At 52.7% G+C, this 19,131-nt stretch carries 23 protein-coding genes; 13 read left to right on the top strand and 10 right to left on the bottom strand.

Going from position 1 to position 19,131, the window contains the following annotated elements; genetic code table 11:
* The 4 genes from EKD02_RS08990 to aroA form a co-directional block, all read left to right on the top strand.
* A partial coding sequence (locus EKD02_RS08990) for a CBS domain-containing protein (RefSeq protein ID WP_126385099.1) occupies positions 1-626 on the top strand: 626 nt, incomplete at its 5' end.
* A gap of 136 nt (positions 627-762) precedes the next feature.
* Positions 763-1,326 (top strand): hypothetical protein, encoded by a 564-nt coding sequence (locus EKD02_RS08985; protein ID WP_011889598.1) that lies wholly within the window; start codon positions 763-765, stop codon positions 1,324-1,326.
* 26 nt (positions 1,327-1,352) lie between these two features.
* The gene (rpsU, locus tag EKD02_RS08980) at positions 1,353-1,550 is read left to right on the top strand and encodes a 30S ribosomal protein S21 (protein WP_041470021.1); all 198 of its coding nucleotides are present in this window, start codon (positions 1,353-1,355) and stop codon (positions 1,548-1,550) included.
* Between the two features lie 74 nt (positions 1,551-1,624).
* Entirely contained in the window at positions 1,625-2,926 is a 1,302-nt protein-coding gene (gene aroA / locus EKD02_RS08975; RefSeq protein WP_126385097.1) for a 3-phosphoshikimate 1-carboxyvinyltransferase, read from the top strand.
* Between the two features lie 9 nt (positions 2,927-2,935).
* Here the strand turns inward: aroA and EKD02_RS08970 are convergent, their stop codons facing one another.
* The 5 genes from EKD02_RS08970 to EKD02_RS08950 form a co-directional block, all read right to left on the bottom strand.
* Positions 2,936-3,715, bottom strand: coding sequence for an alpha/beta fold hydrolase (locus EKD02_RS08970; protein WP_126385095.1), 780 nt, complete (start codon positions 3,713-3,715; stop codon positions 2,936-2,938).
* Between the two features lie 3 nt (positions 3,716-3,718).
* Positions 3,719-4,042, bottom strand: coding sequence for a YtxH domain-containing protein (locus EKD02_RS08965; RefSeq protein ID WP_126385093.1), 324 nt, complete (start codon positions 4,040-4,042; stop codon positions 3,719-3,721).
* A gap of 73 nt (positions 4,043-4,115) precedes the next feature.
* Positions 4,116-5,525, bottom strand: a complete 1,410-nt coding sequence (locus tag EKD02_RS08960) for an HD domain-containing protein (protein WP_126385091.1) — start codon at positions 5,523-5,525, stop codon at positions 4,116-4,118.
* 44 nt (positions 5,526-5,569) lie between these two features.
* Positions 5,570-6,304, bottom strand: coding sequence for an LPS export ABC transporter ATP-binding protein (gene lptB, locus EKD02_RS08955; RefSeq protein WP_041470023.1), 735 nt, complete (start codon positions 6,302-6,304; stop codon positions 5,570-5,572).
* Between the two features lies 1 nt (position 6,305).
* Positions 6,306-6,653, bottom strand: a complete 348-nt coding sequence (locus EKD02_RS08950; protein ID WP_126385089.1) for an NINE protein — start codon at positions 6,651-6,653, stop codon at positions 6,306-6,308.
* Positions 6,654-6,815: 162 nt separating this feature from the next.
* Between EKD02_RS08950 and EKD02_RS08945 the strand changes: the two genes are divergently transcribed.
* From EKD02_RS08945 to EKD02_RS08930, 4 genes are all read left to right on the top strand, one after another.
* Complete coding sequence (locus tag EKD02_RS08945; protein ID WP_011889606.1) at positions 6,816-7,358, top strand: gamma carbonic anhydrase family protein; 543 nt, start codon at positions 6,816-6,818, stop codon at positions 7,356-7,358.
* A 158-nt stretch (positions 7,359-7,516) separates the two neighbouring features.
* Positions 7,517-8,710, top strand: coding sequence for a protoporphyrinogen/coproporphyrinogen oxidase (locus EKD02_RS08940; RefSeq protein WP_011889607.1), 1,194 nt, complete (start codon positions 7,517-7,519; stop codon positions 8,708-8,710).
* A 4-nt stretch (positions 8,711-8,714) separates the two neighbouring features.
* Positions 8,715-9,812, top strand: a complete 1,098-nt coding sequence (locus EKD02_RS08935) for a mechanosensitive ion channel family protein (protein WP_126385086.1) — start codon at positions 8,715-8,717, stop codon at positions 9,810-9,812.
* A gap of 126 nt (positions 9,813-9,938) precedes the next feature.
* Complete coding sequence (locus EKD02_RS08930; RefSeq protein ID WP_011889609.1) at positions 9,939-10,367, top strand: FKBP-type peptidyl-prolyl cis-trans isomerase; 429 nt, start codon at positions 9,939-9,941, stop codon at positions 10,365-10,367.
* A gap of 31 nt (positions 10,368-10,398) precedes the next feature.
* Here EKD02_RS08930 and EKD02_RS08925 read toward each other — a convergent pair whose 3' ends face one another.
* Complete coding sequence (locus tag EKD02_RS08925; RefSeq protein ID WP_126385084.1) at positions 10,399-11,649, bottom strand: peptidase U32 family protein; 1,251 nt, start codon at positions 11,647-11,649, stop codon at positions 10,399-10,401.
* Positions 11,650-11,770: 121 nt separating this feature from the next.
* Between EKD02_RS08925 and EKD02_RS08920 the strand changes: the two genes are divergently transcribed.
* Both EKD02_RS08920 and EKD02_RS08915 read left to right on the top strand, forming a co-directional pair.
* Positions 11,771-12,283 carry a hypothetical protein gene (locus EKD02_RS08920; protein WP_126341777.1) on the top strand — a complete coding sequence of 171 codons (513 nt, stop codon included), beginning with the start codon at positions 11,771-11,773 and terminating at the stop codon, positions 12,281-12,283.
* A gap of 32 nt (positions 12,284-12,315) precedes the next feature.
* Complete coding sequence (locus EKD02_RS08915; RefSeq protein WP_225739417.1) at positions 12,316-13,080, top strand: TrmH family RNA methyltransferase; 765 nt, start codon at positions 12,316-12,318, stop codon at positions 13,078-13,080.
* 12 nt (positions 13,081-13,092) lie between these two features.
* On the opposite strand, the gene EKD02_RS08910 is transcribed toward EKD02_RS08915, so the two are convergent.
* On the bottom strand, positions 13,093-13,860 hold the full coding sequence (locus EKD02_RS08910; protein WP_011889613.1) for a TerC family protein: 768 nt from the start codon (positions 13,858-13,860) through the stop codon (positions 13,093-13,095).
* Between the two features lie 95 nt (positions 13,861-13,955).
* Here EKD02_RS08910 and EKD02_RS08905 point away from each other — a divergent pair, with 95 nt between their 5' ends.
* The 3 genes from EKD02_RS08905 (at position 13,956) to EKD02_RS08895 (ending at position 16,529) form a co-directional block, all read left to right on the top strand.
* A complete protein-coding gene (locus EKD02_RS08905) occupies positions 13,956-14,711 on the top strand; it encodes a patatin-like phospholipase family protein (protein WP_011889614.1) in 756 nt (251 codons plus the stop codon).
* Positions 14,712-14,851: 140 nt separating this feature from the next.
* On the top strand, positions 14,852-15,316 hold the full coding sequence (locus EKD02_RS08900; RefSeq protein ID WP_011889615.1) for an aminoacyl-tRNA deacylase: 465 nt from the start codon (positions 14,852-14,854) through the stop codon (positions 15,314-15,316).
* 94 nt (positions 15,317-15,410) lie between these two features.
* Entirely contained in the window at positions 15,411-16,529 is a 1,119-nt protein-coding gene (locus EKD02_RS08895; protein ID WP_126341775.1) for a glycosyltransferase family 4 protein, read from the top strand.
* A gap of 64 nt (positions 16,530-16,593) precedes the next feature.
* On the opposite strand, the gene EKD02_RS08890 is transcribed toward EKD02_RS08895, so the two are convergent.
* The 3 genes from EKD02_RS08890 to EKD02_RS08880 form a co-directional block, all read right to left on the bottom strand.
* Positions 16,594-16,848, bottom strand: a complete 255-nt coding sequence (locus tag EKD02_RS08890) for a bacteriochlorophyll c-binding family protein (protein ID WP_011889617.1) — start codon at positions 16,846-16,848, stop codon at positions 16,594-16,596.
* A 147-nt stretch (positions 16,849-16,995) separates the two neighbouring features.
* Positions 16,996-17,223, bottom strand: a complete 228-nt coding sequence (locus EKD02_RS08885; RefSeq protein WP_126385082.1) for a chlorosome envelope protein B — start codon at positions 17,221-17,223, stop codon at positions 16,996-16,998.
* Positions 17,224-17,523: 300 nt separating this feature from the next.
* The gene (locus EKD02_RS08880; protein WP_126385080.1) at positions 17,524-18,942 is read right to left on the bottom strand and encodes a B12-binding domain-containing radical SAM protein; all 1,419 of its coding nucleotides are present in this window, start codon (positions 18,940-18,942) and stop codon (positions 17,524-17,526) included.
* Between the last annotated feature and the right edge of the window lie 189 nt (positions 18,943-19,131).

Genomic DNA, 19,131 nt, shown 5'->3' with positions numbered 1-19,131 from the left:
AGGTTTCGGACGGGGAGGCGATGAACTGTGCCCGGGAGCTGCTCAGGAGTGACGCCGTGTTTGCGGGGAGTGCTTCGGGGGCGGTTATGGCTGCGGCGCTAAGGGCCGGTGACGAGTTGGACGATACTGCCTGCATTGTGGCGGTTCTGAGCGACTTCGGGGGGTACTATCTCAGCAAGATGTACCGTGATGACTGGATGCGCGAGAAGGGGCTGTATCGGAGGGAGAAGCTCTCTCTTGAACAGATTACGGCTGAGGATATCCTCCAGCTGAAGGCGCCGCGCGACCTTATTGTGGCCTATCCTGAAAACACGCTGGCTGAGGTGTTTGAGATGATGAAGCAGAATGATGTGTCGCAGCTTCCGATTGTTTCATACAATGCTCCGATTGGCAGCATCAGTGAAAACAAGATTCTCTCCATCCTCATAGAGAACGATGAGGCCATGAATTCGAAGGTTGTCGGGTTTATGGAACCACCCTTTCCGGTTTGCCAGACGGAGGCAACTATTTCGGAGTTGTCGGAAAAATTGCAGCAGAATGCTGCCGGCGTTTTGATAAGCCTCGTTGATGGGAAATTGCAACTGCTTACGAAATCAGATCTTATTGATGCCTTGACGCATAAATGAGGGGCGTTGGAATTATCGGGTTGTTTTTTTGGGAGTAATTCCTTAATTAGGCAGTCCTGTACCCTGCAGCTGCCGGTACCATAATTTTTCCCGGGCGGCTGATGCAGAGGTTCCAACGCAGCGAAATCAAGATGCAATGAAGGCTGAGTCGAGAAAAAGACAGTTTATTTTTGACGGAAAAATCAAGCCCTCGCATTGTGAAGGATGCGGATTGGTGACTGAAAAGGTTTTTGTCGGTGAGTGGAAGCCGAGCGACAAGCCTAAAGAGGATGATCTTCTTGTGGTTGTGGCCCCGAAGAAAAGTACGAGGAAAAAGAAACAGACCGAGGAACAGCTGTCGCCTTCAGCTGAAAATCAGTACTGGGTTCGCTGTGTCCACTGTAATCAGGTGCATCTGCTTAAAGAGTGGCAGATACAGATAGATCGGGATGTGAGTCCCGAAGAACTCACTCCTGATGAATGCCAGCAGTACTCTCCCCATGGTATTTATGCTACGGGAGATGCGCTCTATCACCAGTCGCTTGACGAAGTGGGAGTGGTTCGCGAAAAGCAGGCGACCGGAAGCGGCGCCTATGTCATAATTGTTGAGTTCTGTAAGAGCGGTCGGAAACAGCTTCTTGAAAATGTGCAGTTGACCCCTGCCAAAGAGAAAAGCTCCGAAAGCATTACAGACATTATCAAAACGAAACTGAAACGGTAATACTGTTTTCAAGGGGGTGAATGTCATTGGTCAGTGTGCAGATGAACGATAATGAATCGATCGATAAGATGCTGAAACGCTTCAAGAAGAAGTATGAGCGTGCAGGTGTTTTAAAGGAGTTTCGAAAAAACGCATACTTTGTCAAACCTTCAGTGGATGGTCGTTTGAAGCGCTCAAGAAGCCGGCGTAGAGCCCAGCGTGCAAACGAAGAGAAGAATTCATGATTGTTTCTGATGAAATCCGTTATGCAGAGCAGCTCCTTTGGGGGCTGCTTTTTTTTAATCCAACAAGCTGAACCATGAGCGTTTTCAAGGGTGAGGTCACCACGCTTCCTCCCGATAAATCAATCTCCCATCGTGCTGCCTTAATCGGCGCTTTGGCTGAGGGCGTTACAGAGATCACGAACTTTTCGGGCGGGTTTGACAACCAGTCTACGCTTGGTGTTCTTGGTGCGTGCGGTATTCCCCTCACCCAGGAGGAGGTTCCGGGGCCCTGGGGCGGAACAATCCGTCGTGTGGTGATTGAGTCGAAGGGGCTGTGGAGTTTCCGCCCTTCCGGGGCTCCGCTAGAGTGTAATAATTCGGGAAGCACCATGCGTATGATGGCGGGCATTCTGGCTGGACAGCCGTTCGGAAGTGAGCTGGTGGGTGATGGTTCGCTCATGAAACGCCCGATGCAGAGGGTTGCCGGACCGCTTCGCGATATGGGGGCAGGAGTTGAACTTTCGGAGTCAGGCACGGCGCCAATGCGCATCGCCGGTACGAAGGAGCTTCGCCCGATTGTTTACCGCCTTCCTGTGCCTTCGGCGCAGGTGAAGTCGCTGGTGGCGTTTGCAGCCCTTCATGCTGAGGGCGAAAGCCGCATTATTGAGCCGGTGCTCTCGCGTGACCATACGGAGCTGATGCTTGGTTTGGAGGCCTCTGAGGTTGATGGAGAGCGGGTGATAGTGGTTCCCGGGCGTCGCCGTATAGAGGCCAGGCCGTTTCTTGTTCCTGCCGACCCTTCGGCTGCATGTTTTATTGTGGCTCTTGCTCTTTTGGCACCGGGTTCTGAAATCATGATTCGCGATGTTTGCCTGAATCCGACGAGGGCGGCGTTTCTGGATATTATGATTGCGGCGGGTGGACAGATTACTATTGAAAACCGCAGGACAGTCGGCGGAGAGGATATTGGCGATATTCTTGCCTGCGGCGGCGGTGTTCTTGAGCCGCTTTCAATCAGTGATCCGGGCGTTGTGGCGCGGGTGATTGATGAAATTCCAATGCTTGCGGTGCTTTCGGTCTTTGCGTCGGGCAGTTTTGAGGTGAGCAATGCCGGAGAACTGCGTACCAAGGAGTGTGACCGCCTCAATGCGTTGGCTGTCAACCTTCAGCGGCTGGGTTGCCTGTGTGAGGAGTCTCCTGACGGCATGCGTGTGAGTGGCGGGGTGAGGGCACAGCAGTCACCGGTGGTGGTTGAGTGTTTTGATGATCACCGGATTGCCATGAGCTTTGCTATTGCCGCAAGGGCAACAGGCATGGCTATTGAGCTTTCCGACAGTACGGTTGTAGGGGTATCGTTCCCGAATTTCTTTGCTCTCCTTGAGAGCCTTGAGGTGTGAGGGGGCGTTTCAGCCGTTGAGCTGCTGAAGATGATTCAGTAGTGCAGCACTGAATGCTTCGGGTTGCTCCATATTTGCCAGATGGCCGGCTCTTTGAATGATTTCAAGATGGGCTCCCGCAATGGCAGAGCTGATGAGGGCAGCGGTTTCGGGGGGAGTCAGGCGGTCATCGCTGCCGCAGATGACAAGTGCCGGGCAGGTGATTGCCGGAAGCAGGGGCCGCTGGTCCCTGCGGCTCATAATGGCTTTCATTGCGCTCGTAATGGCTTCGGGGCTTTGGCTGCGAATCATTGCCGAGGCCTCTTCAATGAGTTCGGGGTGCTCTCTTGGGGCGCTTTCTGAAAAGTAGTTCGGCACCATTCTTCTGACAGCCTCTTCAGCTCCTCCCCTTTCAATTGCGGTTATGAACTCGCGCCGGGCGGCTGCGGCTTCGGGAGCGTCCTCTTCTGCCCGGGTATCGGCGAGTACAAGTGACGCTGTTTTTTCGGGGTAGAGCCTTGCGAATTCCAGTGCCTGATATCCTCCCATGGAGAGACCCGCAATGGTGGCGTTCTTCATGTTGAGCGATTCCATCAGTATGGCAAGGTCGTGGGCGTATTCTGTAAACGACCACTCCTGTTTTTCAGTGGAGCCTTCTATGCCATAACTGTTCGGGGCAATTGCCCTGTATCCTGCTGTTGCAAGAGCTTCGAGCTGTGGTCGCCACATTCCTGAAGAGAGCGGGAAAGCATGCAGAAGCAGCACATCCCCCAGCCCTGTATCAGTGCCGCCAGTTGTCCAGTTCAGCACAGCTCAGTTTTCCTCTGCTTTCGCATGGCCTTTTATGTCCTTGATGATGCTGTTGGCTTCGTCAAGGATTTTTTTTGCCTCTTCGCGCGCTGTGGTGATGATGTCCTGCGAGCGTTTTTTTGCTTCGTTGCTGTAGGCGTCGTCATTCTCTCCGCCTTCGTAATATTCGGCTGCCTTGTCTATCGCGTGCTTCACTTTTCCGGAAATGATCTGCTGTGTTTCACTTCCCTTGTAGGGGGCGAAGAGGAGACCCATGAGGGTTCCGCCGACAGTCCCCAACATGGCGCCGAAGAAGAGCCCTTTGTAGAATTTGTCCTGCTGTTCCATGCTGGTATGATATTGTTTCTGTTGTTGGTAGTGATAGTAATCGGTAACAATATATGATTTTTGCCCGTTCCCTTTAGTGGCTCATCATTTCCATTATCTCCCGGCGGCTGTCAACCAGATGTTCCACGAGGTCGGGGCGGGCGAGCAGTCTGAATTTTTTTGTGTAGCGCTCAAAGGCCAGAATGAAGTCGGAGCGGAATACCGATTCGTTAAGGTCGTCAAAGCGGATGTATTGGCTGTTGAGCTGGAGGGAGTAGTGGACATGTTCGCTGCGGGTCGGGTAGACCCTGAGTTCGCGAAGGTCGGCATAGTCGAAAATATCCTTTTTTGAGGGAGGGTCTATCACCACTTCGTGGCCGTGGAGCCGGAGGCCGAATCGGGTATTGAGATAGCGGCAGATCTCTTTTTCCTTCGCACGCCGTTTTTCGGTGTCGGCGTTGTATGCGAACCATTGTTCGTCGGTGGTGCCGATGTCATCAAGGTAGGGAGAGACGGTTATGGCCCGTTTGTAGACCCTGCGCATAATAATATCGTCAAGCAGTTCAGAGAGCGGGTGATGCCGCTCTTTTATGCCTTCTTTGAGCTCATGGAGCACCCGGTCGTCTGCATTGCCGTAAAAGAGCGTCCGGAGAGTTTCAGGGGGGAGCAGGTTTTCGCTGGCAATATCCTGCAGAAGGCGGCGTAGCATGGCTGACAGGGACCGGCTGGTGTGGTGCCAGTAGACATTGCGCATCATCATGTACTTGGCGAACATGAGACTTTCAAGCGGGGCTATCCCTTTTTCGGTGATGGCGAACCGCTCGCGTTCAGGGTCGGGGACGAAGGATTCAATGAGCCGTTCAATGTCAATGCTCCCGTACGGGATGTTGCAGTGGTGGGCATCACGCATCAGGTAGTCCATTTTGTCAGGATCGAGCGTTCCGCTGATGAGTTTGCTGAAGTGCGATGTGTCGTGGCCTTTGATGAGCGATATCACACTTTCGGGTGAAACTTTCCAGTCGTCGCGGAGAATGTCGGCAATGGTGGGTATTCCGGGGTGCTGCTCGTAGATGAAGTGGTCGCAGAGCTCTTCGTGGTGCGAAAATACCGCCTCTCCTTCCGACATGGGAATCTGTTCTTCAATAATGTGGGCGTGGGGGTAGTGGCCGATGTCGTGCAGGAGGCTGGCCGACAGGAGCACCCGGCAGTTGTGGTCGTTGAAGCGGAAGTTGCCGTTCTGCAGGCTTATGGCCAGCGGGTTGGTGAGCATTCGTTGCAGGATGAGCTTCATGAGGTGGTAGACCCCTATTGAGTGCTCAAAGCGCGTATGGGTGGCTCCGGGATAGACCTGCTGGGAGAAGGAGAGTTGCCGGATGCCTTTCAGGCGGAGGAATGAGGGATGTGAGATGATTTTTTTCAGCGGCCCGGAGAGAGGGATGTGTCCCCAGATTGGAATGCGGATGAAACCGCCTTCGGACCGGAAAAGAAGATGTTCGGCTATCATGAGGCTTGGGGTGGTTGGGTTGCGCGAACAAAGAGGCTGACCGTTCAGTAGCGCTCCAGGCTGAACTTTTCGCCGAGGTACATTTTCCTGACTTCAGGGTTGTTTGCAATCTCTTCGGGGGTGCCGTGCATGAAGAGGCTGCCGTCGAAGAGTAGATAGGCGTGGCTGGTGATGGAGAGGGTTTCGTGCACATTGTGGTCGGTGATGAGGACGCCTATGTTGCGGCGCACCAGTCCTTCAACAATCTGCTGGATGTCTTCAACGGCAATGGGGTCCACACCGGCAAATGGCTCGTCAAGAAGAATGAACTTTGGGTTGAGTGCCAGAGCCCGCGCAATTTCAGTCCGCCTTCTTTCGCCTCCTGAGAGTGCGTAGCCCATACTTTTGCGGATGTTTTTGATGCTGAGATCCTCAAGCATCATCTCGGTTCTTTCAAGCTGCTGCGGCCTGGTGAGATCAGTGAACTCCAGAACGCTCAGAATGTTCTCTTCAACCGTCATGTTCCGGAATACCGAGGCCTCCTGCGGCAGGTATCCTATGCCGAGCCGGGCCCGTTTGTACATGGGTACCTCGGTGATGTTCGTACTGTCGAGAAAGACATCGCCCCCGTCGGGCTTGACGAGTCCCACAATCATGTAGAATGTGGTTGTTTTTCCGGCTCCATTGGGCCCGAGAAGTCCGACAATTTCTCCCTGTCGCACCTCTATTGACGAGCCTTTGACCACAAGGTGGCGGTTGTATGCCTTCTGCAGGCCGCTGCAGCTGAGTATTGAGTTCATGTCAGTCATTGCCGTATTTTGCGTTGAAATCCTCTTCGCTCATGATGAGCAGCAGGATTCCTTCAATGAAGCCAATAATGCCGGGTATGACGGTCCAGCAGAGGAGCAGATAGATGACGCCCCAGCCAACCCTTCCCAGATAGAACTTGTGGATGCCCAGGCTGCCAAGGAATATGGCGAAGAGTGCTGCCGCAAGCCTGCTTCTTCCGTTCGGGGCAAGGTTGCCGAGATTGCCGGGAAAGGGCGTGGGCGATTGCCGTACGCCGCATTTCGGGCATATTTCAGCTTGTGCGCTGATCAGTGCTCCGCATGCAGAGCAGTATTTTTCATTGATGCTTTTTGTGGTCATAGCTGTATGCAGATCGTGCTCATTGGTGCCATTGACTTCAGGTATTCAAAATACCAATGAGAGGGCAAGATGCAAAAGTTTTCCCCTGAAGTTTGCGTACCTTCAATGACAGAGAAAGGCTTTCAGGGGACGGCGTCCTCTTATCTAAAAGAAGTATTGTCGATGGGAAAAATTATGCCGTATGAGGGTGTGTGGCCTGAGCTGCATGAGAGTGTGTTCATGACTGACGGGGCTTATGTAATAGGGGATGTGAAGATCGGGGCACATTCAAGCATCTGGTTCAACGCCGTGGTGCGGGGGGATGTATGTCCCATCCGGATAGGGGAGAAGACGAGCGTGCAGGATAATGTGACGCTGCATGTGACGCACGACACGGGGCCTCTTGACATAGGCAGCAATGTGACCATCGGTCATGGGGCTACCTTGCATGCCTGCCGGGTTGAGGATTTTGTGCTTATCGGCATGGGGGCGACGCTGCTGGACGATTGTGTTATAGAGCCATACTCGGTTGTGGCTGCGGGGTCGCTGGTCCGTTCGGGCTTCAGGGTTCCGGCGGGGATGCTGGTTGCGGGTGTGCCTGCGAAGGTCATGCGCCCGATTACCGATGAGGAGCGGCAGACGATTGAAGAGTCGCCGGAAAATTATGTCCGCTATGCCCGGAATTTCCGCGAGGGCCGTGTTCTGGAGCAGGCAAGGGAGCGGTAAGGGCTTAGGGTAGGGGTGCCTTCGGGCTTGATTTAGAGTGAGATTTCCGTTTGGATTTCACTAACTTACTGAACTTTCTGAGCGTTGTTTCCAGGGGCCAAATCCCGGTATGCGAGATCGGCGCCACAACCCTTTTTTCTTAAACCCGGAGTGAACTCATGATGCAATATGATGTAGTGATTGTTGGTGGCGGTATCAGTGGCCTCAGTATGGCATTTTACTCCGCCGGGGCGGGCATGAAAACGATGCTGCTTGAAAAAAACGAGACTGCCGGAGGCTCGTTTGCTTCCTATGAATACACGATGGGCAACAAGTCGTTCTGGCTTGAGCTTGGTGCGCATACCTGCTATAGCTCCTACGCCTCTCTTCTGGGTATTGTGGAGGCCTGCGGGATGATGGGGGAGATGATTCCCCGTGCCAAGGTTCCTTTTACCTTTCTGAAGAACGAGAAAATCCACTCCATTGTTTCGCAGCTGCATATAGCTGAGCTGCTGATGTCTGTGCCAAACCTGTTCAAACTGAAGAAAGATGGCAGGAGCGTGCGCTCGTATTATGAGAAGATTGTAGGGAAGAGGAACTATGATGAGGTTATCCGGCACTTTTTCAATGCAGTTCCCTCACAGCCGTCTGATGATTTTCCGGCCGACATGATGTTCAAGAGCCGCGAAAAGCGAAAAGATGTTCTCAAAAACTATACTTTCAAGGGCGGGTTGCAGAGTGTTGCCCGTGCAATCACGAAGCAGCCGGGCATAGAGGTGAAAACCGGCAGCGATGTTGTGTCCATCACCAGAGAGAACGACGGGTACCGGTTGAAGACGGCGTCTGGCGAAGAATATTCTGCTGCACGGGTGGCCCTTGCGGTTCCTTCTGCTGTGGCTTCAACCCTTCTTGCCAATGTGTCGCCGGACCTTTCGGCTCATCTCGGAAAACTGCGGGCGGCTGAGGTTGATACCGTCGGGGTTATTGTCCGCAGCGCCAATGTTTCCATGAAGCCTGTGGCTGCGGTGATTTCACCGGACGATCTGTTTTTCTCGGTTGTTTCGCGCGATACGGTTCCTGATGAGCATTTCCGTGGGTTCGCGTTCCATTTCCAGCCGGGTGTGTCCGAGAAAAAGAAGAAAGAGCGGATTACCGAGGTGCTTGGACTGCCGATGGGCAAAATCGAGCATATAGCACTCAAGGCGAATGTTGTTCCTTCTCTTCGGCTGGGACATCATGAGTGGCTGGCAAAAACGGATTCGATTCTTAAGAGTGAGAAGGGCATTCTCCTGACTGGCAACTATTTCGCCGGCATGGCAATAGAGGACTGCGTCAGCCGTTCAAAGAGCGAATCAGAAAGATTGAAAGGATAAGCGTATGGATGTATTGATTCAGGCATGGAGTCAGGCATGGGAGAGCGGATATCTGCTTCCTGTGGTTGCTGCTCTGGCGGCACTCTTCTTTTATTTTCTGGCCAACAGCGTTTTCCGGCGCATTGTCAGAGCGGTTCAGTTGCGGGTCAGGGAGAGTGGTATTCCTTTTGAGCTGCTTTCCATGCCGTTCCGTATGCTGGCTGTGCTTCTTGTGGTGTCGGCGGCATTGCCTTACCTTCCCCTGTCTGAGATGGCAGTGCCTGTGTTGCCTCACGCTTTCACCGTTGCCTCCATTCTTGGAGCCGTATGGTTCCTGATGCGCCTTTTGGCCGTGCTTGAGCAGTTTATACTTCTCCATTATGCCTCGGGGCTCCGCAATAGCGAAGCTTCCGCACGGAAGGTTGCGACCCATGTGAGCCTGGCCCGTAAAATTCTCAATGTGTTTCTGGTTGTGCTGGCGGTGGCGGGTGTCCTGATGACTTTTGATACGGTTCGCCAGGTTGGGTTGAGCATTCTGGCTTCAGCAGGCATTGCGGGAGTCATGATTGCTTTTGCGGCACAGAAGAGCATTTCTACCTTGATTGCAGGGGTTCAGATAGCAATCACCCAGCCTATCAGCATTGATGATGTGGTTATTGTGGAGAATCAGTGGGGGCGGATTGAGGAGATATCGCTGACCTATGTTGTTGTTCAGATATGGGACCAGCGTCGGCTCATTGTTCCCATTACCTGGTTTATTGAACGGCCGTTTGAAAACTGGACCAGGAAGTCTCAGGAGCTGCTCGGTACGGTCTTCATCTATGCCGATTATGCCATTCCGATAGACTCCCTTCGTTCCGAACTGGAACGGGTGGTGCGGGCCTCACCGCTCTGGGATGGCCGGGTGGTGAAGCTTCAGGTTACCAATACCACTGAAAAGTCTGTTGAGCTGCGCGGCTTGGTGAGTGCGGCCAATGCTTCGGATCTCTGGGAGCTGCGTTGCCTGGTTCGCGAAGCGCTGGTTGCATTCATCCGTACGGATCATCCGGGAGGAATTCCCAGAGTGAGGATGGAGATGGACCAGGGGCCGGTGGTAGACGAAAGGAGTATGGAAAAACTGTGATGTTTGCCATTTTTTCCATAGTTTCGCAGGGCAGAGAGGATGTGTGCCGGTGAATGCAGACAGTAAACATCTGGTATGGATTCCGAAGTGTAATAATCAGATCAGACGAATAAAAAGGAGGAGTGAATGGCTCAGGCAAAACAGGGCGACAAGGTAAAGGTTCATTATACCGGCAAGCTGGAGGATGGAACAGTGTTTGATACATCGGCAGATCGTGAGCCGTTGGAGTTCACCGTTGGCGGTGGTCAGGTGATTCCGGGGTTTGATGCCGCCGTTATTGATATGGCTCCCGGCGAGGTAAGGGTTTCGGTGATTCCTGTGGAAGAGGCTTACGGGCCGCACAGTGAAGAGCTGGTGACACCGGTTGACCGCAGCAGGTTTGGTGCTGATATGGAGCTGGAGATCGGCCAGCAGCTGCAGGTTGGACTTGCTGACGGACAGCAGGCAATTGTGATGATTGTTGACATGAACGAGGATTCGGTGACGCTGGATGCCAACCATCCTCTTGCCGGACAGGCGCTTACTTTTGAAATAGAACTGGTTGAAATCGGCTGATCCGTTCAGCTGAAGCCTGGGGGGGCCGGCCTCACCGGTCCCCGTTTCGGGGCAGACTTACATAGACCCTGTCATTTTTCCTTGCCTTTTCACACAGTATGGTGACGGTATCGCCTTTTCCTGCACTCCGGGAGGGGAGGTCGTTTGTGTAGAATTCTTCCACCCTCATCTGCAGGCTCCCTGTCCGGGGCCCCTGAATGAGGACTTTTTCGCCTGAATGCAACCCTCTGGCATGGATGAGAATTTCTGCCACACCAGCTTTCGGGTAGTATTTGACCACTGTGCCGATATAGGTTTTTTTCTCCCCGGCCTGCGATCCGTAGGCTTCTGACCATGCATCCATGGGCCTTCCAAAATAGAACCCGTTTGAAAACCCCCTGTTGTAGACCAGCGCAAGCTCTTCTTTCAGGTTCCCGATGAGTTCTTCATTGCGTTTGCGGAACCCGGGTTTGCTTCGTTCTTCAATGCAGAAATCTATGGCTTTTCTGTATGCGGCCGTGGTGGCCTGTACATATTCAGGGCTGCGGTTCCGGCCTTCGATTTTAAATGCCCGTATGCCTGCGTCAATCAGGGGGACGATGAACTCAATGGCACAAAGGTCACGGGGGCTCATGACGAAGTCCGTTCCGAGAATCAGCTCGTGGTCTTCTTCAGTGTCAGTGACAAGGTAGCTTCTTCTGCATGGCTGGACGCATTCTCCGCGGTTTGCTGATTTTCCGAACAGTTCCTGAGAAAGAAAGCATCGACCTGAAACTGCTACGCACATGGCGCCGTGGACAAAACATTCAATGGCTACGGGTAGGCTCTCTTTTTCAATTTCCTTCGTAATGCTTTTAACTTGAGCAAGTGTCAGTTCGCGGGCGGGCACAATCATACTGGCGCCGAGTCCGGCATAGTAACGGACGGCGGAAAAGTTGCTGACAGATGCCTGGGTTGAGAGATGGAAGGGCATTGCGGCTTCACGGCAGGCTTCAATGACTGCCATGTCCCAGCAGATGACGGCGTCAAGCTCCGCAGTTTTCGCTTTGGCAACAAGTTCCCTGATTCTGGGGAGTTCGCCATCGTATATTGTGGTGTTGAGTGCGAGGTAAGCCTTTGCTTCGTAACTGGTGCAGAGGTTCCTGATGTCGGGGAATTCTTTCGCAGTGAACCCTTTGCTTGCGGCACGCATGTTGCATTGGTCTGCTCCGAAATAGACGCTGTCTGCACCGGCCTGCAGGGCGGCCTGCATTGATGCGGCATCGCCGGCGGGTGCAATGAGTTCGGGGCGGATGTGGGTCATGGGCTGAGTGAAGGAGTTTCATTATAATGACTAATAACGCTTAAATTCCATTGAATTGCCAATGGCGCTCTGCTGCATTCGGCTGCGGACCCGTCTGAGAGGCTCTTTTATCCCTTCTGTCATGAGTGATCGTCTGTTTGCGATGCTTCTTTTTTTTCTCTCCTCGGTTCTTGCTGGTGCCGAGCTTTTTCTCGCTGTGTATGGGGGTTTGAACACCGGGGCGATGCTTCTGGTTTTGAGCCTGGCTGTGGCATTGGCGGGTGCGCTCGTTTCTTTGAGGATGCTTGTCGGGCAGCGGGAGCAGGTGGAGTCTGTTTCAGCCCGTCGGCGAAGGGCCAGGCAGGATGTCATGATGAGGGAGCGGCTGAAGGCCTACCCTTCTGATGATGATTTTTTTAGTGGAAGTTCCGTCGTTCCCGGTGATGTGCCTCTCGTTGAACGGCCTTCGACTCTTGGAGAGCTGCAGATGGAGAAAGAGAGCTTTCAGGAGTATATCAAGCGGAGCATGAGCGCGCCGGAAGAGGAGGATGAGGTGGGAGTGGCGCCCGGGACCGGGGGAACGATGCCGTCGGATTTTTCCCATAACCCATCTTCGGTGATTGCGAGTCTGAAAAGAGCGGGAGGAAAATCGTGAGCGGATTGTTCTTTCCACCGGCGAGCCAGGGAATGCTGAAACGGATGTTCAGATTGCAGCGGAAGAAGTACCGGGATCAGGAAGAGATGTTTCTCGGTGAGGGTTTGCGGACGGTGAGGGAACTACTCCTCCATCTTCCTGGTCCGGATTCTCTTGTCGCTCTTTTCCTGAGCCCCGATGCTGAAGCATTGTTGCCTGAGGCAGAGGCCTATCGGGGAAAGGTATTCAGTGTGGATTCGGCGGATTTTCTGCGCCTGACCGGGACAGAGAGCCCTCAGGGGGTTGTTGGAGCGTTTCGACAGCCACGGTTTTCACCTGTGGATGAGTTGCCTGTCACAGGTGAGGGGCGGATGGTCGTGGCCCTTGACGGTGTGCAGGATCCGGGCAATGCGGGAACCATTCTCAGGACTGCGGCCTGGTTCGGAGCTGATGCGCTTTTTTCCGGGCCGGGCACAGTGGATCTCTACAATCCGAAGACGGTCCGCTCCTCTGCCGGCAGTCTTTTCAGCCTTCCCCATTACAGTGTCGACAGCCTGACAGATGAGCTTGAACGGCTGAAGCAGAATGGGTATGGGGTTCTCTGCTCTTCGCTTGAGGGGAGAGACTTCAGGGAGTTTACCGACTGGCCGGAGCGAAAGGTTCTTGTTGTAGGAAACGAGGCGAACGGAATAAGCAGTGGTGTTCTCTCTCTTGCTGACCGGCTGGTGCTCATTCCGCACGGCAGAGGCGGGGTGCGGGTTGAATCGCTCAACGCTTCAGTTTCGGCGGCTGTTCTTCTGGATCGGCTGATGCTGTAGACCCCGCTTCCATCAGTCGGTTTCTTCGGGAGTTTCCCCGTTGGCCGGGAGCGATGGGTGCAGGTGGACTGGTTGGGTGGCTCTTGCCCGCAGTCGGATGTTGAGCATTTCCACGGATACGGAGAAGGCCATGGCGAAATAGATGTAGCCTCTGGGTATTTCATAGTCCGCCCCCTCGGCAAGCAGGGTGACGCCTACCAGAATCAGGAAGCTGAGGGCAAGCATTTTGATTGTCGGGTGCTGTTCAACAAATTCGCTTATGCCTTTTGCGGCAAGCATCATGATTCCGACAGATATCATGATGGCGATGATCATGACCGGAAGGTCGCGGGCAAGGCCGACGGCAGTGATGACGGAATCGAGCGAGAAGACGATGTCGAGCAGAGCTATCTGCAGCATGGTGAACAGAAAGTTCCCTGTACTTCGGGTGGTGGCGCCCTCTTCGGTTCCTTCAAGGTTCTGGTGGATTTCATGGGTGCTTTTGGCAAGCAGGAAAAGCCCTCCGACTACAAGAATAAGGTCCCGTCCGGAAATATGGTGACTGAAAAGGGTGAACAGGGTCTCTGTCAGCCCCATGATGACGCTGATGGAGAGCAGCAGGATGATTCGTGTGAGCATTGCAAGACCAAGCCCTATCGTCCGGCCTTTTTCACGCTGGTTTTCGGGGAGGCGGTTGGCAATGATGGAGATGAATATGATGTTGTCAATGCCAAGGACAATTTCAAGGGCTGTCAGGGTTGCGAGCGCTATCCAGGCCTCGGGTTGGGTGATCCATTCCATTGGTAAGACTGTTGTCGTTAGGTTGTTATTCTTTTTTTGTAATGTAGATAAAACTGCATTGGTACGGCAAAGGGAACTTCTATGGTTGAGTGTTTATGAAACAGGGGCTGACGCCGGGGCTGGCACTGGGAGGCGGGGCCGTGCTTGGCGCCGCCCATTTGGGAGTGCTCAGGGCTTGTGAGGAGCTGGCGATAGTGCCTGCCATGATCAGCGGAACCAGCATCGGCTCGTTTGTCGCCGCCCTCATGGCGTTTGGGAAAAGCTGGCAGGAGATAGTCAAGGTAGTAACGGAACTTGATTGGCTTGACCTTTCGGGACCATCGATTTCACAGTTTGGCCTGCTCTCAAACAAAAAGTTCGGGAGTGTTGTCAACGATCTTCTGGGGCATAAAAACATAGAGGATGCCGCAATTCCTCTTGCCATTGTTGCCACCGATATTTCTTCGGGAAAGAAAGTGGTACTGGAGAAAGGGGATGTGGCAATTGCCGTGATGGCCAGCAGCTGCATACCCGGTCTGTTCCGTCCGGTGGACTTTGAGGGAGCCCTGCTTGTTGACGGTGTACTGATGGAGAATGTGCCTGTTTCTCCGCTTGTTGAGCACGGCTGCAGCCCCGTTGTCTGTGTGGATTTGCTTGCCCGTCATGCGTTCAGCCGGCCGGAGAATATTGCCGGCCTTCTTCTGAATTCTTTTTACAGCGCAATAACCAATACAACCCGCTTACAGACAGCAGCTGCGGACCTCTGCATCGCTCCCGACCTGTCTGCTTTCAATCTTGTCGACATGGCGCAGATACCCGCCATCATTGAGGCCGGGTATCGTGAGGCAATCAAGGCGCTCAGCTCTTTCTGATAAGGACGCGTCGGCAGTTGGATTTTGCCTGCTGAATCCATAACTTTAAAAAGCAAAGACTCTGCTGAGAGACGGTTTTTTTGTCAATGACGCTTCCCCCTTCTGTAGAACCCTTCAACCAGAAAACAGGGAGCCGCATCATGCCTATCAAGAAATTACGCGAGTACCTCGACAGCCACGCGGTCCGATACTTCGTGGTGAGCCATTCCCCTGCATACACGGCACAGGAGATTGCCGCTGCGGCTCATGTGCCGGGTAAGGAACTGGCGAAAACCGTTATGGTGAAGCTGAACGGAAGAATGGCCATGGTGGTGCTTCCTGCTTCCCGTCAGATTGATTTCAAGCTTCTGGGGAAACTGGCTGGAACCGATGATGTCGTTCTTTCCGATGAAGAGGAGTTCGGTGACCTTTTTCCTGAATGCGAGCCCGGCGCAATGCCTCCGTTCGGCAATCTCTATGGAATGGAGGTCTATGTGTCCGAAGAGCTTGACGAGGATGAGGAAATTGCTTTCAATGCCGGAGCCCATACAGAGTTGCTGCGTCTTCCCTACAGGGACTACCGCCGGCTGGTGAACCCCGTTGTGGGTCGGCTGGCTCTGCGGTGACAATGACTCTGCCCTGGTGCATGATGTTTTTTTAGCAGGAAATGTTACCTTTGCATCATCCCGATGAAGATTTACCTGAATTGAACCGCATGCCATGAAGATTGCTTTCTACGCCGGAACATATGTCAAGGACAAGGACGGTGCGGTAAAATCAATCTATCAACTGGTTTCCTCATTCAGGAAGAATGGCCATGAGGTTATAGTCTGGTCTCCTGATGTTGCCCCGGGGGCGGACCATGACGGGGTTGAGGTTCACATGATGCCTTCGGTGCCGATTCCTCTCTATCCGGATTACAGGCTTGGTTTCTTTTCTTCCCGGACCCGTCGTCAGCTCGATGGATTTGCTCCTGATATTGTCCATATTTCCACCCCGGACATTATCGGCCGGAAGTTTCTTCTTTATGCCAGAGAGCGATCGCTTCCTGTTGCTTCAGCCTATCATACCGATTTCCCTTCCTATCTGGCCTATTATCGTCTCGGGTTTGCCTCTCCGGCTCTTTGGCGCTATCTCGTCTGGTTCTACAATAACTGTAATACGGTGCTTGCGCCGAATCAGATTGTCCGCAGGAAACTGCTGGAAAAAGGAGTACGCACTGTAGGTATCTGGTCCAGGGGAATCGACCGCGATCTTTTCAATCCTGCAAGGCGTTCTGATGCAATGCGTAAAGAGTGGAATGCTGAGGGCAGAATGGTATTTGTTTTTGCCGGACGATTTGTCTGGTACAAGGATATCCGTGTGGTGATGGAAGTGTATGAGCGGTTTATGGCGGAGGGGCTTGGCGCAAGGGTCCGCTTTGTCATGATCGGGTCGGGGCCTGAGGAGGATGAACTCAGAAGTCATATGCCGGAGGCGGTCTTTACGGGATATCTGACGGGGGACGAGCTTCCCCGTGCCTATGCCAGCGGAGATATCTTTCTTTTTCCGTCCACTACCGAAGCATTCTGCAATGTTGCTCTTGAGGCTGTCTCATGTGGTCTGCCTGCGGTTGTGTCGGATATTGGAGGATGTCGCGATATTGTTGAGCTTTCTGGTGGCGGTTTTGTTGCCCGGGCGGGTGATGTCGATGATTTTTTTGCCCGGTGTCGTGAGCTGCTTGATTCGCCCGATATTCTGAAGCAACAGAGAGGGAGGGGCCTTGCGTATGCTGAACAGCAGTCGTGGTCGGCGGTGAACGGGGCTCTTATAGCTGCCTATGAGGCAATGCTGTCCTGAGGGGGCATAAAAAAAACGGGATGTTCATCCCGTTTTTTCTGTCAAAAATCTGCGTATAGCAGGCTCAGTCCTCAAACCGTTTTGCAACTGATTTGGTCGGTCGTGCATAGCCTGAAACTTCAGGTGAGGAACCTCGCATGAGGCCAGACGATCCTCCGCCATTGATATATGGATATGCATTGACAAGGAGCCGCTTTGTGGTTTTCCCCACATTTTCCATATAGTCACCCATCGTCCACCAGTGACCGTCGGTGAAAATCTCTGTGAACCTGCCGAATGCAACTGCCCACTGGGTGAATGCCCCTGCAAATCTATCCATTGTCCTGCTCCTGTTATTGAAAAAGGCGGTTATCCACCATTCCTGTCTTTATGGAATTTAGGGAAAGATTCCAGCTGAACCAAATAAAAAAGCACCCTGTGGCTGAGGCCCAGGGTGCTTTGAGAAAAGATTCTTCGTATCGGGCTTTTATTTTTTGCCGCTGATTGCCGAAGAGACGCTCTGCAGAGCCTGATTGACTGCATTCAGGGCATTTCCTGCAAGGTCGGTCAGGGTTTTGCCGAGAGGAGCAACCATTTCTGAAGCTGTCTTGATGCCGCTGTTGAGCATTTCAACCTGCTGCTGTCCAAGTTTGCCGACAGTCTCAAGAAGGCTGTTGACCGCGCCTGCGAAGTCATTGCTGGTTTCGTTTGCCATGGTAGTTGTTGTTTGGTTTGAGAAAAAAAGGTTGAATCTTCTGAAATGCGTTCCCGGAAATAGGTTGCCAATGCACGCACTTCTTTTTTTGTAAATTAAAATAATTTCAGTCAAGAGCCAAACTCAAAATACTTTGCGCCTCTACAGCTTGTTCTTTCGGAAGGAGTTACCAGCTTTGCTTCTCTTTGCCGATAAACTTGTTGAGCATGAAGACGATGGCGACTCCGAAAATGTAGTATGCTAACGGGGCGATAATGGTGGTGTAGTTGAACGGGGTTTCCATTGCTGATGACTAAAGAGTTAAAGAATGTTGAATTTTCTGGCTTTTGGCAGCCGATGGATTGCTTCAAAGGTCCGGAGCTGTTCCTGAAGGTTTTTCCTGAACGCAAGGCTGGTGATGAGGTTGAGGGCCGGATAGGGGTTTGCCCGCGTCCGGTTGATTATTTTTTTCCATGCGTATGTTCCGTAGTAGCTCGTCATGAATTTATGCTGAAATGTGACGGGCGGGTATTTTTTTGATTCAATGACGAGGTTCATCGCATTGTATTTATCCCAGTCTTCATCGGTAATGAGCCCCTTCTCCTTGTATTCATGGTACATCGTTGTTCCCGGATATGGGGTGATTATCTGCATGATGGGCATGAAGACATTGTTTTTTCCAATGAACTCCACCAGGTCGTCCATGTCTTCGTAAGTGTCGAGATCAGGGTTGATGAGAAAGTTGCCCTGAATGTTCAGCCCTGCCCGGCGGCATCGTTCAATCACTTCAGCTATTTTGCCTGCCGAGTTGACATGGCCTTTGTTGTATGCCTCAAGCGTGCTCTGTTTGATTGATTCAAAGCCGACCATTGCCATCAGGCAGCCCGCATCAACCAGTTTTTTGACGGTTTCGTCATCTTCAAGAAAGTTCATGCTGAAGAAAACGCTGAAGTTGATGTTGCACTCTTTGAGCAGATCAAGTGCATCCCAGAGCCGTTTTTTGCTGATACCAAGGTTTTCATCACAGAGCATGAACCATGGTTTCGATTTTTTTCCATTCTGCAGGAAAAACATCTCTTTTGCTTCTTCAATCTGTCGTTTCAGGTCTTCGGGTTTCTGGGTCCGGTAGAGTTTGCCTGTGAAGTTTGGCGTGACGCAGAACGAGCAGGTGAAAGGGCAGCCTCTGGTTATGTAAATGGGAATAGATTTTGTTCCGTCCACCTTGCCCCGCTTTGAAGCTGCCGCGATGCGCCTGTAGTCAAGAGGTGCTATTTCTGTTACCGGCGGAAAGTCTTTTGCGTCGTATGATGGTTTGAGCCGGTTCAATTGAGCATCTTCGAGCAGTGTTCCCCAGAGGTTTTCCGCTTCGCCCGAGACTATTGTGTCGGCGTGGGGAGCGGCTTCTTCCGGATTGAAGGAGACATGCAGCCCTCCAAGGATGACTTTCTGGCCATGCTGCCGGAACCGGTCGGCTATGTCGTAGGCTCTTGAGGCGTCGATTGTACGGGAGGTGATGGCTACAAAGTCGTACTTTTTACTGTAGTCAATGCCATCCCCGAAATGCTCGTCTATTATTTCAAGATGGTGTTCGGGCGGGCTGATGCTGATCAGTACGCCCAGGGCCATGTGGAAAAGCGGTTTCTGGTTGGTTTTCGAGTCCTTTTTCCCTTTCGGGGCTATCAAAAGGATGCTGAGCGGTCTTGAGGCGGAGGAGGGCGTTTCCGGTGCGTTGGTCTCCATGATTGCGGCGTGATTTTTGGGTGATGTCGCGAAACGGGTTTCCAATAAACTACAGCCCGCTTCCGGTTGTTTGATTTGCTGACCAGTACATTTTACGAAGTTTCTGCTGCTTTCCCAATACTCTTTTTCTTTCAGCGATAATCCCTGCTGCAAGGTCCTGATGCATCTGTTCCGGGGTCACATATCCGA

Origin of the sequence: Chlorobium phaeovibrioides (assembly GCF_003968655.1) — a bacterium.
Taxonomy (GTDB): domain Bacteria; phylum Bacteroidota; class Chlorobiia; order Chlorobiales; family Chlorobiaceae; genus Chlorobium; species Chlorobium phaeovibrioides.
The sequence above is the reverse complement of the archived record's forward strand: the minus strand, read 5'-3'. Positions and strand labels throughout refer to the sequence as shown.

Coding starts and splice junctions, on each gene's coding strand:
- EKD02_RS08985 (WP_011889598.1), top strand. CDS start 763: ATGAAGGCTGAGTCGAGAAAAAGACAGTTTATTTTTGACGGAAAAATC.
- aroA (WP_126385097.1), top strand. CDS start 1,625: ATGAGCGTTTTCAAGGGTGAGGTCACCACGCTTCCTCCCGATAAATCA.
- EKD02_RS08965 (WP_126385093.1), bottom strand. CDS start 4,042: ATGGAACAGCAGGACAAATTCTACAAAGGGCTCTTCTTCGGCGCCATG.
- EKD02_RS08960 (WP_126385091.1), bottom strand. CDS start 5,525: ATGATAGCCGAACATCTTCTTTTCCGGTCCGAAGGCGGTTTCATCCGC.
- lptB (WP_041470023.1), bottom strand. CDS start 6,304: ATGAACTCAATACTCAGCTGCAGCGGCCTGCAGAAGGCATACAACCGC.
- EKD02_RS08950 (WP_126385089.1), bottom strand. CDS start 6,653: ATGACCACAAAAAGCATCAATGAAAAATACTGCTCTGCATGCGGAGCA.
- EKD02_RS08945 (WP_011889606.1), top strand. CDS start 6,816: ATGGGAAAAATTATGCCGTATGAGGGTGTGTGGCCTGAGCTGCATGAG.
- EKD02_RS08940 (WP_011889607.1), top strand. CDS start 7,517: ATGATGCAATATGATGTAGTGATTGTTGGTGGCGGTATCAGTGGCCTC.
- EKD02_RS08935 (WP_126385086.1), top strand. CDS start 8,715: ATGGATGTATTGATTCAGGCATGGAGTCAGGCATGGGAGAGCGGATAT.
- EKD02_RS08930 (WP_011889609.1), top strand. CDS start 9,939: ATGGCTCAGGCAAAACAGGGCGACAAGGTAAAGGTTCATTATACCGGC.
- EKD02_RS08925 (WP_126385084.1), bottom strand. CDS start 11,649: ATGACCCACATCCGCCCCGAACTCATTGCACCCGCCGGCGATGCCGCA.
- EKD02_RS08920 (WP_126341777.1), top strand. CDS start 11,771: ATGAGTGATCGTCTGTTTGCGATGCTTCTTTTTTTTCTCTCCTCGGTT.
- EKD02_RS08915 (WP_225739417.1), top strand. CDS start 12,316: ATGCTGAAACGGATGTTCAGATTGCAGCGGAAGAAGTACCGGGATCAG.
- EKD02_RS08910 (WP_011889613.1), bottom strand. CDS start 13,860: ATGGAATGGATCACCCAACCCGAGGCCTGGATAGCGCTCGCAACCCTG.
- EKD02_RS08905 (WP_011889614.1), top strand. CDS start 13,956: ATGAAACAGGGGCTGACGCCGGGGCTGGCACTGGGAGGCGGGGCCGTG.
- EKD02_RS08900 (WP_011889615.1), top strand. CDS start 14,852: ATGCCTATCAAGAAATTACGCGAGTACCTCGACAGCCACGCGGTCCGA.
- EKD02_RS08895 (WP_126341775.1), top strand. CDS start 15,411: ATGAAGATTGCTTTCTACGCCGGAACATATGTCAAGGACAAGGACGGT.
- EKD02_RS08890 (WP_011889617.1), bottom strand. CDS start 16,848: ATGGATAGATTTGCAGGGGCATTCACCCAGTGGGCAGTTGCATTCGGC.
- EKD02_RS08885 (WP_126385082.1), bottom strand. CDS start 17,223: ATGGCAAACGAAACCAGCAATGACTTCGCAGGCGCGGTCAACAGCCTT.
- EKD02_RS08880 (WP_126385080.1), bottom strand. CDS start 18,942: ATGGAGACCAACGCACCGGAAACGCCCTCCTCCGCCTCAAGACCGCTC.